Below are 13,388 nucleotides of genomic sequence, written 5' to 3'. Positions count from 1 at the left end.
TATGTTTAAGACTTTACAAACCTATAAACTTCTTTTTCTGCGATTAGTTTTGATCGTAGCTGGAATTGAATTTTCGATTTATTTTTTTAAAATTGATCTGCTATTTACAGGAGTATTCGGCCTCTGCATGGTTTTTTTAATGGTTCGGGAAATGTATTTTTATGTTCGAAATTTTGTAACGATTTATGATAAAACAATCGCTTCGATGCTGCAGAACGATTTTACATCAGATTTTTCCAAACATAAATTTAATAAAAGCTACAATGATTTATTCAGCCTTTATGAAACGCTGAAAAACAAGCAGAACGAGCAGATTTCAAAAGATATTATTTACCGTTCGATTTTAAATAATATCGAAACAGGCGTTATCATTCTGCAAAAACAAGAACAGGATTGGAATGTTTTTTTAATGAACGATTATTTTTCGAGTCATTTTAATGTGCCAAAAGTATCCAAATGGAAATATCTGAAAAACCAGTTACCAGCTTTATGTGAAATCATTGAAGAGGATGATTTCCACGAAATTAAAACAGCGATAGAAATCAGTATAAACGAACAGCACAAACAGACATTTGTTTTACAGGCATCGCGCACAGAGATTTTTGAACAGGATTATTTTATTGTTTTAATAGATTCGATTCAGAATGTGGTCGAAAAAAAAGAAAAAGATGCGTGGATCAATTTGATGAAAGTGATTTCGCATGAACTTCTTAATTCGATAACGCCAATTCGTTCCATCTGCCAGAATCTGCAGGATTTAGTGGAGCAGGATTCGCTTTCTACAGAAGATTTAGACGACATCAAAACCAGTGTTGAAACAATGCTGCGACGAAGCGATCATTTGCAGAAGTTTGTTGAAGGTTATCGAAAACTGGCGATGCTGCCTTCTCCAAAAAAGGAAAAAATAGAACTTCAGGATTTAATTGAAAATTGTCTTCAAATCATGAATCCGTTATTTAAAAAAGCGAATATTGAAGTTGAAAATTCAATTACTCTTAAATACCAAATAAACGTCGATCAGCAGCAGACAGAACAAGTATTGATTAACTTATTGACGAACTCGATAAATGCTTTAGAAAATAACATTCAAAAGCAAATTATAATTTCGGCAGAAGCCAAAGAGAATCGGGTTTTTATCAAAATTGCCGACAACGGAAAAGGAATTGAAAAAGAGATCGAAGACAAAATATTCCTTCCTTTTTTTACCACTCGAAACGAAGGGGCGGGGATAGGGTTGACATTATCAAAAAACATTATAGAAGCACATGGAGGTTATATTCTCTATAAAAATGAGAAGGAAAAAACTGTTTTTGAAATTTGTCTTATCGAAGAATAATTACAAATAATACTTTGAACTGACAAAGCTGTATTTTTAAAATTATTACTAATGTTTTTTTTCTAAATTTGTAGAAAGAGTTGCCATAGACTCCCTCCAAATAAGTAATAGCAAAATAATGAATACAAATTCAACAACAGTAGCTTCAGGTTTTCTTAATGATTTGAAAACGAAGACTGCTGCCTCACATAAAAAATTAGAAGAACTTCCTGTTTCCATGTCAATTATGTCGCCAGATATGAAAATTGAGGAATACGCCAAATATTTAAATCTAATGCATGATGTTCATGCTGATACTGAAGAAAATGTTTTCCCATTATTTTCTGGACTATTAGAAGATTTGGAAAAAAGAAGAAAAAAACAGCTTATTGAGGCTGATCTTTCTTTCTTAAATTATGAGGTGACAAATTCTGAAAAAGTTTTTAAGACCGAAAATATTTCTATTCCTTTTGCGCTTGGAATTTTATATGTTGTTGAAGGTTCTACACTTGGCGGCAGATTTATTTTAAAGAATGTTTCAAGAGTGCCGCAACTTTCTACAGATAAAGGCGTTTCTTATTTTAATGGTTACGGAGATAGAACTGGAAGTTTTTGGAAATCTTTCCTGAATTTTCTAGCAGCATACGAACAACAACATAATTGTGGAGATACTATTATAGAAGGAGCTGTATTTGCTTTTGATAGTATTTATAATCACTTTGAGAGCAGATAAAAAGAATGAAGATTAAAGATATAGTTAATCGGGACATTGTTAATTTGACCAATTGCGAGCACGAGCCTATACATATACCGGGGCAAATTCAGCCTCATGGTTTTTTAATTGGTATTAATTTACAAGGGAAGATTGATTTTTGTTCAGAAAACATCTCTTCTTATTTTGAACTACTTCATAGTCAGGTTTTAGGTAAAGATTTTAAAGAGATTTTTGGCTCTATTGCCGAAGAAGAAATTTCAGCATATATTAAAGGAGATGAAGTTCAGGACGCTTTTCCGTTAGAGATAAAACTACTTGGAAGGTTATTTCAAATTAATATTCATAAAAGCAGTGATATTTATGTGCTGGAAGCGGAGTTGTTATTTACTGACAAAGAAGGGCTTGCTGATGTTTACAAACAAACGATTCAGTTTGTCAGTCAAATGAATAAAACGCAATCTCTTAAAGATTTGTGCGCACTTGTAGCTCATGGAACCCGTGAAATTACGGGTTATGATCGTGTAATGATTTACCGTTTTGATGAACAGTATAATGGGGAAGTGTATGCAGAAGACTGTCATGAAGATTTAGAACCATTTCTGGGACTGCATTATCCGCATACCGATATTCCCGCACAGGCGAGAGAATTATACATTAAAAATCAGCTCAGATTAATTGTTGATATTAATTATAAACCTGTTCCAATTTTTACTGTTGACGATAAAGAAAACAAAAATCTGGATTTAAGCCTTTCGATATTGCGAAGCACATCGCCAATTCACGTAGAATATCTAAAGAATATTGGTGTTGGCGCTACGCTTACAATCTCTCTTATTCATCACGGAAGATTGTGGGGATTAATTGCTTGCCATCACTATTCAGAAAAAAATATTTCTCCAGAAATTAGACTTGCAGCAAAATTGCAGGGCCAATTTATTACTTCTCAGATAGATATTAGACAATCTAATGATGAGAACGTGAATGCTCAAAAAACAATTGAAGCAGTAGAGCAATTAACAGGTCTTGAACTGCCGATTCTACAGCATTCATTAGATATGATAATTAATACTCCTCAACTTTTAAACGTTTGCAACGCATCAGGAGTTTCTCTTTTATATCGTGGAAAAATCTATAAAAATGGAGTAACACCGTCTGATGAAGAAATTATATCGTTAACGGAAATTATTGAGAATAAAACAGAGAGCGATATTTTTGTAACCAATAAAATTAGTGATGATTTTCCAGAAGCAGCAGAAAATTCTAATGTCGCTGGTATTATTTATCATTCTCTTGGAATTAATTCTAATATAATTTGGTACAGACCAGAAACTATTTTAGAGGTTAATTGGGGAGGAGATCCAGAGAAGAGTATTATTCATGACAGTAATGGACTTCATCCTAGAAATTCATTTGAAATTTGGAAACAAATTATTAAAAACCAAAGTATTAAATGGGCAAAGTATGAGATTAACAGCGCTGCCCAATACGCACATAGTTTGCATAATCAGCTAATTTTGATTATGTTGAGTGAAGAAGAGGAAAAGTACCGTAATCAAAGCGAAATCTTAAGAGAAACCAATTCAGAACTTGAAAATATCAACTGGATTAGTACACATGATTTACAGGAACCATTGCGTAAAATTCAGCTTATTACTTCTAAAATGCTTTCAGAATTGGATGTTATTTCAACAGAATCAATTTCAAATTCTTTACAGCGCGTTTCGAAATCTGCCAATAGAATGAGCGGTTTATTAGAAGATATTCTAAAGTACACGCGAATAAAAAATACGAGAGATAAATTGCAGGAAGTAGATTTAAATAAGGCTTTAAAATCTACAATTAAGGAAATGCATGAAAGTATTGCAGAAAGTAAAGCTGTTATTGAATACGAAAACCTGCCGGAAGTGCATGCCATTGGTTTTTTAATGCGCCAGTTGTTTATCAATCTGCTTCAAAATTCATTAAAGTATGCTGCAGCAGATAGAGTACCAAAAATTGTAATAACTGCTTCTCAAGAGGCTGTTTTAATACATGACAGGTTTAAAGTATACTGCCACTGGGTTCGTTTTTCGGATAACGGAATTGGTTTTGAACAAAAGTACGCTGAATCTATTTTTAAAGTTTTTACAAGACTTCACAATCAAGAGCAGTATACCGGTTCTGGTGTTGGGCTGGCGTTGTGTAAAAAAATTATGCAGACCGTTGGAGGCGACATTCGAGCAGAAGGAAGACCAGGCGAAGGTACAGATATAGTACTTTATTTCCCTTGTGATCCTGAAGACACGCTTTTGCCTATATAGATAGGTTTTAGAGATCGTTAATATTTTTTTTCACGCAGATTTAAACAGATTTAAGCAGATTTCAAATTAGAATAATCTGTGTTAATCTGCTTAAATCTGCTAAATCTGCGTGAAACTTTTATATAAATATTATTTGTTTTCTCCCGCTGATTAAACAGATTCAAATTAGAATAATCTGTGCTTATCTGCTCAAATCTGCTAAATCTGAAACTTTTTTATGAATAATATTATTAGTTTTTCTTAGCCAAAACTTTGAATTTCGGATTTTTAAAATTTACTTCGGAAATAATTGTTGCAGCAAAAATCAAACTTCCACCCAAAAGCAGACGCCAAGAAAGGTTTTCTCCCAAAATAAAAAAAGCGCCGATTGCACCAAAAACAGGTTCAAATAAATAAATTACTGCCACGCGTTCTGCAGATAGATAACGCTGTGAAATATTCGAAACTGTGTACATATAGGCAGTAGAGAAAAGCGCACAATAAACTACACCCATCCAAAATGTATCATTTTTAGGAAACCAAACCGCTTGAGAATCTGTAATCGCCAGACAAAAAGTGAAAAGTGCACAAAAAGCAAACATAGGAACAATGGAATATAAAAGATTTTTTGAAGCCGAATGTTTTTCAACAGCAATGAGATAAACGGCAAAAGCAAATGCGCCCGCAATAGTAAATAAATCACCGATATTGATAGTAAACTTGTCTTGTATCGCTATAATAAATAACCCCGTTAGAGCTGTCAACGCAGCGATCCATATTTTTAAAGAAGCATTGGTGCGGTAAACCGTCAACTTCATCAACGGAATAATAATAACGGTTAATCCTGCAATAAAAGAACATTGTGAAGCATCTGTATATTTCAATCCAACAGTCTGCAGCTGAATGCCTAAAAACATTGGAAAAGCTAGAATAGCTCCGGTTTTAATCGCTTCTAAATTGGTATCTCTTACGTACTTCCAAAAAATAATGGTTAAAACAATTACAGCCAATAGAAAACGATAAAACAAAAAAGTGTTTGGTGAATACTCCCCAATAGCCATTTTTGTAATAGAATAGGAGATACCCCAAAATGCAGTTCCTATGATTAGTAAAATTAGTAAAAGTTGTTTTCTTTCCATTTTGTTGAAGCAATTATTGCTATGTTTATTTTAAATGTGAAGCCTTTATCGACAGCAAAACTTTGCAGCTAATGTATCAGTAAAAATTATAAAACTTTCTTCATCAGTAAATCGGTTTGTTCGTCGTTACCCAATTTGAAAATATGAGTATTAAACTGAACAAAACCATTTTTAGTATAAAAACTTACCGCTCTAAAATTCTTTTCCCAAACGCCAAGCCATATATAGGATGCATTAACTTCTGAAGCAGTTTGCATCGCCTGCGCATAAAGAGCCTGAGCGATCTTTTTGCCATGAAATTCTTTTGCTACATAAATACGCTCAATTTCGAGTGCATTATTTTCTTGTTTTTCGGTTTGTGCGTCGCCTGTATTTAATTTTAAATAACCAATCACTTTGTCATCAAGCTCTGCCAGATAAAAATGAGAATTTGAATTGCTAAGTTCTAATGATAGTTTTTCTGAAGCGAAACTTTCATTCAAATATTTAATCATATTTTCTTCCGAATTTACGTCTGCAAATGTTTCTGAAAAAGTTTGTCTTCCAATAGCTTGAAGTACTGTTATATCATTAATTGAAGCTTTTTTTATTTTTAAAGTATTCATCTTCTTTGTTTTTTTTAATGCATTAAAACTTCTTTTTTATTCTTAATAAATGCGTAAATTGCATCAATGGATTTACAGCAAATTAAATATTTTCTAGCGTTGTCACGCGAACTTCATTTCTGGAATACGGCTGGGAAAATGAATATTACCCAGTCTGCATTGAGCCGTCAAATTCAATCACTTGAAAATCAGCTTGGCGTTCAGTTGTTTGAACGCAACAAGCGCAATGTTAAACTCACGGCTGCGGGTCAGTTTCTAAAAGAAAAGTGGGAAGTCGAAATGAGTAAACTGGAATTTATTCATCAATCGGCTCGCCAGATTCAGCTGGGTGAAAGCGGTACCATTACGATTTCACATCCCGATTCTATTTCGGCTTCGCTTATGCCTGATATTTTATCTCGTATTTCCAATGCTTTTCCAAAACTTAAAATCAAATTGGTTCAGGTTCTGTATGAAAATCAGCAGGAATATCTTCAAAATTATAAAATCGACTTAGCAATTACCAGAGATATAAATAACTCCCGCGATATACGATCAGAAAAAATACATACCGATAATTTAGCGATTGTGGTTCCTGAAAATCATCCGTACCGAACTCCTGAAGATCTTACGAAAGAAACGCTTGCTTCTCAAAAGTTCATATTGCCAACTAACGATGAAGGCAGTAGTTACAGTGATTTGATACAACGTTTATTCAATTCTTTTGAAGATGCACCAGAAGTGTACCTTCATTCCGAATTTGGATCAGCGATTATTGCGTTGGTTCGAAAAGGACTCGGAATTGCCATTCTGCCAGATTCTTATCTTTTCCATGAAATCTCAGGAATCCGATTTATAAAACTTCCCTTAGAAACCGATTTGTATATCAATTGGAGAACCGAAGATCATAATCCAGTTTTAGCCAATGTTTTGAAACTGATTATTCCCTAAATAGTAAACTCGCAGCATTTCGATATGCGGAATTCCGTCTTCGTCATAAACTTCGCCTTGTTCTACAAATCCAACAGATTGATAAAATTTAGACAAATGGTATTGCGCACTAATTCGGATCGGGCCTTCGCCAAATTTTTCTTCGCATCCAGCAATAGTTGCTTCCATAATTTTTACACCTAAACCTAATCCGCGGTGTGTTTTTGCAATTACTACTCTTCCAATCGCAATTTCTTTATAAGATAAACCAGCAGGAAGTAAACGTGTACAGCCCGCCAATTCATTATCTACATAGTACAAAAGGTGCAAACTTTTTTGGTCTTTATTATCTAAATCCAAATACGGACAGTTCTGTTCTACTACAAAAACTTCACTTCGTAAACGTAATAATTCGTAAAGTTCTTGATTGGTTAATTCCTCAAATGATTTTATGGTATGGCTAAATTTCATAGGTATTATAATGCTTATTTTTTGACAAAGATAAAATCTAGAATAATGATATAAAATGCTATTTTTTTATCATGTGATGCTGAAAACGCATTATTATAATCGATTCATAAAAAAAACGAAATTCAATATTTCGCTTATTTCGTTATGTAGAAAACTTTGTCAAAGTTTCAAACTTTGACAAAGTTGCTGTGTAAGTTATTTAGATTAATGGGAAACCGCTTTTAAACCAACAATAGATCCCACTAAGGTTGCCAAAAAGAACAATCTCCAGAAAGCAGCTGGTTCTTTAAAAATAAAAATACCAACTAATACAGTTCCCACAGCGCCAATTCCTGTCCATACGGCATAAGCGGTTCCAAGCGGAAGAGTTTCGGTTGCTTTCATCAATAAAAGCATACTTAGCGTTAAAGAAATAAAAAATCCAATATACCAATAATACATTTCTGTTCCTGTAGTTTCTTTTGCCTTTCCTAGACAGGCTGCAAAAGCAACTTCAAATAAGCCCGCAATGATTAAAATAATCCAGTTCATATCGTTAAAATTTTGAGGTGCAAAGTTCCTTTATGAAGTTCGGAAAAAATTTAACAAATGATAAAAAATAAATTTATTTTAATTCCGCTCTTATTCGGCTTAAACTCACTTGTGTAATGCCCAGATAAGAAGCGATATGTCCCAATTGTACTCTTTGAAGCAGTTCAGGATGATCTTTCATCAATTCAAGATAACGTTCCGAAGCGTTTTTGAATTGTCTAGAAATCAAGCGTTCTTCTGTTTTGATCAATTCTTTTTCGGCAAATTTTCGTCCCCAATTGGCAATGTGAACGTCTTCGCTGAACAGCTTTCTTAAGTTTTCTGTTTTTAATTCGTATAATTCACAGTCTTCCAAAAGTTCAATCGTTTCATATCCAGGTTCTTCTTCGACATAACTTTTCATAGAAATTACGGTTTCGCCTTCTTTTCCAAACCAAAAAGTAACTTCATTATCCCTTTCAATAAATGCTCTGACCAATCCTTTTTTTATAAAATAAATATTCGGTTCTATTTTGTTGGCTCTGAGTAAAATATGCCCTTTCGGAAAAGTTATTTCCATAGCATTTTTTTGCAAAGCCAGTTTAGACTGCTCTGGAAGTTGGTAAATAGAGTCAAGAATAGCAGTAATATCCATCTATATATTTTAGGAATTGGGAATAAAGATAGTAGTTGTAACGACCAACAGAAAATTTCAAACAAAAAAAATCCCATCTGCCGAAACAAATGGGATATAAAACTGCAATCTTGATGAGCTAAAAAAAGAGCAATTTTTGACCAATATATAAACTAATTAATTCCTCCGCCTAAAGCCTTGTACAATAGCACTTGAGAGTTGGCATTTCGTAACTGAATATCAACAAAATCTAGTTCTGCCTGCAATTTATTTTTTTGTGCATTGATGATTTCAAGATAGTTGGCGTATCCGCTCAAATACAAATCGTTGGAAACATTAACTGCGATTTCGAGATGATCGATTTCTTTTAATTTGTATTTCAAAACATCTTCAAAAGCTTCATTTCGATGCAGTAAAGCGCTTAATTCGTTAAAAGCCGTTGTTACCGCATTTTGATATTGAAGAAAAGAGATTTCCTGTCTTCTGTTAGAAACATAAAATTCCTGTTTGATCTGTCCTTTATTGAAAACAGGCGCTGTTATTCCGCCTAATAACTGCCAGGCGAAAGATCCTGCATCAAAGAAAGTGCTGAAAGAAAACGAATTAAAACCTGCATAACCGCCCAGATTAACGGTTGGAAAAAAAGCTGCGCGTGCCGATTTCGCGTCAGCGTTGCTTGCCAGTAATTCGAAATACGCTTCAGCAACATCAGGTCTTTTATGGATAATCGAATCTACACTTATTTGTTGGTTTAGAACCTCTAAATGTCCCGATAAAAAATCGGTGCTTCGGTCTATTTTTCCGCCGTATTCACCCAAAAGAGTCAATAAAGCTTTTTCCGTCTGATCAATGCTTAAATTCAATTCAGAAGCTTGTGCATGAATGTTATTGTTTTGTGCATTAAACTGTTGGACCGCCAATTCTGTAGCTTTTCCAACCGATCTTTGGGCAGAAACAATATCAAGCGCTCTTTCCTGTGTTTTTAAATTGTCATTATAAATCGCAGCTTGTTTGTCTAATGCAATGAGTTTGAAATACAAATCGGCTGCGTCGCTTAAAAGTCGGGTCTGCAATAAACGCATTCCTTGCTGCGAAGCAAAGAAGCGTTGCTGCGCGGCTTTTTTACGATTGCTTAATTTCCCCCAGATATCCGCTTCCCAAGAAACTTTTCCGCCTAAAAATAGGCTGGGAGTAACATCTTCATTGATTCTTTGTTTATCGGTAATATTTTGTGAGAAGTTAGTATCAAAATTACCAACGCCGTCCATTGTATATTTTCCGTAGCGCGTTCCAGAAGCATCTGCCACTAGATCTAAAGAAGGAAGCAAGGCGAGTTTCGCTACTTTTAAATGCGAATTGGCAATCAGGATTCTTTCCTGCATAATTAGATAATCTGGATTTTGAGCAACGGCTTTTTTTAGCAATTGCTCTAATTTCGGATCTTTAAAAAAGTTTTCTGTTTTTAATGGAATAAACGGTGCAGCATTATTTGCACTGTCTTTTCTCTTCGCATCAAAATTCTCAGGAAGTTTTGCCGCAGTCAATTTATCGCTGACTTTTGGCGCTGAACAAGCCGTCAGAAGTAATACGGAGATTACTACTAAAGCATTTGTCCTGTTGTTTTTTACTATTTTATATGGATTTAATATCTCTTTCATTGTTTAATTTTTATTCATTGCTTTTTCAAGTTTGGCAAACAAAATGTAAAGTCCTGGAATAATCACCAGACCAAACACAGTTCCAATCAACATACCGCCCGCAGCTGCTGTACCAATTGAGCGGTTACCCACGGCACCCGCGCCAGAAGCGATACAAAGTGGAATCAACCCTGAAATAAAAGCAAAAGAAGTCATCAAAATAGGCCTGAAACGTAGTCTTGCTCCTTCAATCGCAGCTTCTGTAATGTCTCGTCCAATTTTGTTTTGTGCCATCGCAAATTCTACAATCAAAATGGCATTTTTGGCGAGCAGACCAATCAGCATGACGAGTGCCACCTGCGCGTAAATGTTATTGTCTAATCCAACTATTAAAAGAGCAAGATAAGAACCAAAAACTCCGACAGGAAGGCTTAATAATACTGGGAACGGGAGCAGTAAACTTTCGTATTGCGCCGCCAATAATAAGTATACAAATAGTATACACAAAGCAAAAATGTAGATCGTTTGGTTTCCAGAAAGAATTTCTTCACGCGTCATACCAGACCATTCTAGTTCAAAGCGGCTTGGAAGTTTTTCTGCAGCGATTTTTTCTACGGCTGCAATCGCTTCTCCAGAACTATAACCTTCTGCAGGTTCTCCGTTAATCATCGCCGACATATACATATTGTATCGCGTAAGTACTTCTGGACCGTAAACTCTTTCTAATTTGATGAAAGTAGAGAATGGAACCATTTCGCCTGCATCATTTTTTAAATACATATCCAATATACTTTCCGGATTTTTACGGAACTGCGGACTTGCCTGAACCATTACTTTATACATTTGAGAAAAACGGATAAAATTGGTCGCATAAAAAGAACCCAGCATGGTCTGCAAAGTCGCCATCGCATTGTCTACAGAAATTCCTTTTTTCGCCGCAAGATCATAATCAATATGAATTAAATATTGCGGGAAAGTGGCATCAAAACTGGTAAAAGAGTTTTGTATTTCTGGCGAAGCATTTAATTCTTTAATGAAATTTTTGGTCACTTCATCTGTATTTGCAATGCTTCCTCCGGATTTATCTAATAATCGTAGTTCGAAACCACTTGTATTACCAAAACCAGGAACGGTCGGCGGTGCAAAGATTTCAATTTGGGCATCAGAAATACCTTTTGTTTTTTCGCTTAAAAGCGCAATAAATTCGGTTACAGAAATATCACGATCGCTCCAGTCTTTTAGGTTAATCATTCCCATTCCGTATGAAGCACCAGCGATTTCAGTAACAATACTGTATCCGGCAAGAGTGGTTACATTGTCGACACCTTTAATTCCTTTGGCAACACGGGTAACTTCATCCAATACTTTTTCAGTACGCTCTACAGTTGCTCCCTGAGGTGTTGTAACGCTCACATAAACCATTCCCTGATCTTCTGACGGAATAAATCCTGATGGTAAAAACTTGCTTGTTCCCCAAGTTAAAAGGCAGAAAAGAACTAGTAAACCAACGGTAATCGAAGTTCGATCTGCAAATTTCACCAATACTTTAATGTATTTTGAAGTTATATTGTCAAACCAATTGTTGAATTTGTGGAAGAAACGATCCATTAACGATTTCTTTTCTTTGTTCGGATCGTGCGGTTTCAGCATAATAGCACAAAGGGCAGGAGTAAGGGTAAGGGCGTTGATTCCCGAAATAACAATACTAATCGCCATTGTCAGGGAGAACTGCCTGTAGAAAACCCCGACCGGACCGCTCAAAAATGCAACTGGAATAAATACCGCAGCCATTACAATTGTAATTGCAATTACGGCGCCCGTGATTTCTTTCATAGCGCTTATGGTCGCTTCGAGAGGCGCCATATGTTCTTCGGAGATTTTAACGTGAACGGCTTCGACGACAACAATGGCGTTATCTACCACAATTCCGATGGAAAGAACCAATGCAAAAAGCGTTAATAAGTTGATCGAGAATCCCATCATCGACATGAAGGTAAATGAACCAATAAGCGCGACAGGTACTGCCAATACTGGAATTAAAGTTGATCTCCAATCTTGCAGGAAAATAAAAACTACAAATGCTACTAAAAGAAAGGCTTCAATTAATGTTCTCAAAACTTCATGAATAGAAGCGTCAAGAAAACGGGAAACGTCATACGCAATATTAAATTCCATTCCCGGAGGAAAAGAAGATCCTTTTAATTCTGCCATTTTTTCTTTTACGCTCGCAATAACTTCAGAAGCGTTAGAACCCGGACGTTGTTTCAACATGATTGATGCTGAAGGCTTTCCGTCGGTTTTTGAAACCATTCCGTAACTCATCGAACCAAATTCGATTACAGAAATATCTTTTAATCTCAATATCGTTCCGTCAGAGTTGGCTCTTAAAGGGATTTCTTCATATTGTTTTGGTTCGAAGAATTTTCCTCCGTACTTAATTACGTATTGTAACTGATTATCAAGCTGTCCTGATCCTTCGCCCACTTTACCTGGTGCAGCAGAAATGTTTTGTTTTTGAAGGGAATTGATCACTTCATTTGCCGAAATATTATAGGAAAGCATCTTTTGCGGATCCAGCCAGACACGCATCGAATATTCTCTCTGTCCCATAATTTCGGCACGACCAACACCATCAATACGTTTTAATTCCTGAAGGATATTAATATCTGTAAAGTTGAAGATAAACTGTTCATCCTGAGTTTTGTCTGTACTCGTAATGTTTAAGTACATCAACATACTGTTCACCTCTTTTTCGGTGGTAACTCCGGCTCGAATTACCTCTTCAGGAAGTTCATCCAATATTGTGGTTACACGGTTCTGCACGTTTACAGCCGCTAAATCGGGATCGGTTCCGACTTCGAAGAAAACCTGAATTAACGTTAAACCATCATTAGAAGTTACGGTCGACATATACGTCATTCCCGGAACACCATTTATGGCCCTTTCTAACGGAAGCGCGACGGCATTGGCAGAAACCTCTGCATTGGCTCCTGTATATTTGGCCGTTACGGTTACCGAGGGCGGTACAATATCTGGAAATTGGGTAATGGGAAGCTGGAACAAAGCCAGTAATCCCAAAAGAACTATCATAACCGAGATGATTAATGACAATATTTTTCTTTTGATAAATAACTCTATCATTATTTTTTTTTTAGATCAATAATTAAATAACTG

General features: G+C 35.4%; 11 protein-coding genes. 4 read left to right on the top strand and 7 right to left on the bottom strand.

Annotation, left to right across the window (positions count from 1 at the left end; translation table 11 throughout):
• The first annotated feature begins 1 nt into the window (after nucleotide 1).
• From BSF42_RS02015 to BSF42_RS02005, 3 genes are all read left to right on the top strand, one after another.
• Complete coding sequence (locus tag BSF42_RS02015) at nucleotides 2–1,336, top strand: PAS domain-containing sensor histidine kinase (RefSeq protein ID WP_095951450.1); 1,335 nt, start codon at nucleotides 2–4, stop codon at nucleotides 1,334–1,336.
• 118 nt (nucleotides 1,337–1,454) lie between these two features.
• Nucleotides 1,455–2,048, top strand: coding sequence for a biliverdin-producing heme oxygenase (locus tag BSF42_RS02010; protein ID WP_095951449.1), 594 nt, complete (start codon nucleotides 1,455–1,457; stop codon nucleotides 2,046–2,048).
• Between the two features lie 5 nt (nucleotides 2,049–2,053).
• Nucleotides 2,054–4,330 (top strand): ATP-binding protein, encoded by a 2,277-nt coding sequence (locus tag BSF42_RS02005; protein WP_095951448.1) that lies wholly within the window; start codon nucleotides 2,054–2,056, stop codon nucleotides 4,328–4,330.
• 230 nt (nucleotides 4,331–4,560) lie between these two features.
• Here BSF42_RS02005 and BSF42_RS02000 read toward each other — a convergent pair whose 3' ends face one another.
• Together BSF42_RS02000 and BSF42_RS01995 are read right to left on the bottom strand one after the other, a co-directional pair.
• Nucleotides 4,561–5,448: a DMT family transporter gene (locus tag BSF42_RS02000; RefSeq protein ID WP_095951447.1), complete on the bottom strand. Its 888-nt coding sequence runs from the start codon at nucleotides 5,446–5,448 to the stop codon at nucleotides 4,561–4,563.
• A gap of 86 nt (nucleotides 5,449–5,534) precedes the next feature.
• Nucleotides 5,535–6,053 (bottom strand): GNAT family N-acetyltransferase, encoded by a 519-nt coding sequence (locus BSF42_RS01995; protein ID WP_095951446.1) that lies wholly within the window; start codon nucleotides 6,051–6,053, stop codon nucleotides 5,535–5,537.
• A 66-nt stretch (nucleotides 6,054–6,119) separates the two neighbouring features.
• On the opposite strand from BSF42_RS01995, the gene BSF42_RS01990 reads away from it, so the two are divergent.
• Nucleotides 6,120–6,983 carry a LysR family transcriptional regulator gene (locus BSF42_RS01990; RefSeq protein WP_095951445.1) on the top strand — a complete coding sequence of 288 codons (864 nt, stop codon included), beginning with the start codon at nucleotides 6,120–6,122 and terminating at the stop codon, nucleotides 6,981–6,983.
• Here BSF42_RS01990 and BSF42_RS01985 read toward each other — a convergent pair.
• The 5 genes from BSF42_RS01985 to BSF42_RS01965 all read right to left on the bottom strand — a co-directional run bounded on the left by BSF42_RS01985 (nucleotide 6,951) and on the right by BSF42_RS01965 (nucleotide 13,355).
• Entirely contained in the window at nucleotides 6,951–7,433 is a 483-nt protein-coding gene (locus BSF42_RS01985; RefSeq protein WP_095951444.1) for a GNAT family N-acetyltransferase, read from the bottom strand. The genes BSF42_RS01990 and BSF42_RS01985 overlap by 33 nt on opposite strands.
• A gap of 204 nt (nucleotides 7,434–7,637) precedes the next feature.
• Nucleotides 7,638–7,964, bottom strand: a complete 327-nt coding sequence (locus BSF42_RS01980; protein ID WP_095951443.1) for a multidrug efflux SMR transporter — start codon at nucleotides 7,962–7,964, stop codon at nucleotides 7,638–7,640.
• A 73-nt stretch (nucleotides 7,965–8,037) separates the two neighbouring features.
• Nucleotides 8,038–8,598 (bottom strand): Crp/Fnr family transcriptional regulator, encoded by a 561-nt coding sequence (locus BSF42_RS01975; protein ID WP_095951442.1) that lies wholly within the window; start codon nucleotides 8,596–8,598, stop codon nucleotides 8,038–8,040.
• Between the two features lie 152 nt (nucleotides 8,599–8,750).
• Nucleotides 8,751–10,235 (bottom strand): TolC family protein, encoded by a 1,485-nt coding sequence (locus BSF42_RS01970; protein ID WP_095951441.1) that lies wholly within the window; start codon nucleotides 10,233–10,235, stop codon nucleotides 8,751–8,753.
• A 3-nt stretch (nucleotides 10,236–10,238) separates the two neighbouring features.
• Entirely contained in the window at nucleotides 10,239–13,355 is a 3,117-nt protein-coding gene (locus BSF42_RS01965) for an efflux RND transporter permease subunit (protein WP_095951440.1), read from the bottom strand.
• Nucleotides 13,356–13,388: the final 33 nt, after the last annotated feature.

The sequence above is a fragment of the Flavobacterium sp. ACN6 genome (assembly GCF_002304005.1).
Lineage (GTDB): Bacteria > Bacteroidota > Bacteroidia > Flavobacteriales > Flavobacteriaceae > Flavobacterium.
This window is presented reverse-complemented; position numbering and strand designations above follow the sequence as displayed.

Bases quoted from the DNA above. Each gene is read 5' to 3' on its own strand.
- BSF42_RS02015 (WP_095951450.1), top strand. From the start codon at position 2: ATGTTTAAGACTTTACAAACCTATAAACTTCTTTTTCTGCGATTAGTT.
- BSF42_RS02010 (WP_095951449.1), top strand. From the start codon at position 1,455: ATGAATACAAATTCAACAACAGTAGCTTCAGGTTTTCTTAATGATTTG.
- BSF42_RS02005 (WP_095951448.1), top strand. From the start codon at position 2,054: ATGAAGATTAAAGATATAGTTAATCGGGACATTGTTAATTTGACCAAT.
- BSF42_RS02000 (WP_095951447.1), bottom strand. From the start codon at position 5,448: ATGGAAAGAAAACAACTTTTACTAATTTTACTAATCATAGGAACTGCA.
- BSF42_RS01995 (WP_095951446.1), bottom strand. From the start codon at position 6,053: ATGAATACTTTAAAAATAAAAAAAGCTTCAATTAATGATATAACAGTA.
- BSF42_RS01990 (WP_095951445.1), top strand. From the start codon at position 6,120: ATGGATTTACAGCAAATTAAATATTTTCTAGCGTTGTCACGCGAACTT.
- BSF42_RS01985 (WP_095951444.1), bottom strand. From the start codon at position 7,433: ATGAAATTTAGCCATACCATAAAATCATTTGAGGAATTAACCAATCAA.
- BSF42_RS01980 (WP_095951443.1), bottom strand. From the start codon at position 7,964: ATGAACTGGATTATTTTAATCATTGCGGGCTTATTTGAAGTTGCTTTT.
- BSF42_RS01975 (WP_095951442.1), bottom strand. From the start codon at position 8,598: ATGGATATTACTGCTATTCTTGACTCTATTTACCAACTTCCAGAGCAG.
- BSF42_RS01970 (WP_095951441.1), bottom strand. From the start codon at position 10,235: ATGAAAGAGATATTAAATCCATATAAAATAGTAAAAAACAACAGGACA.
- BSF42_RS01965 (WP_095951440.1), bottom strand. From the start codon at position 13,355: ATGATAGAGTTATTTATCAAAAGAAAAATATTGTCATTAATCATCTCG.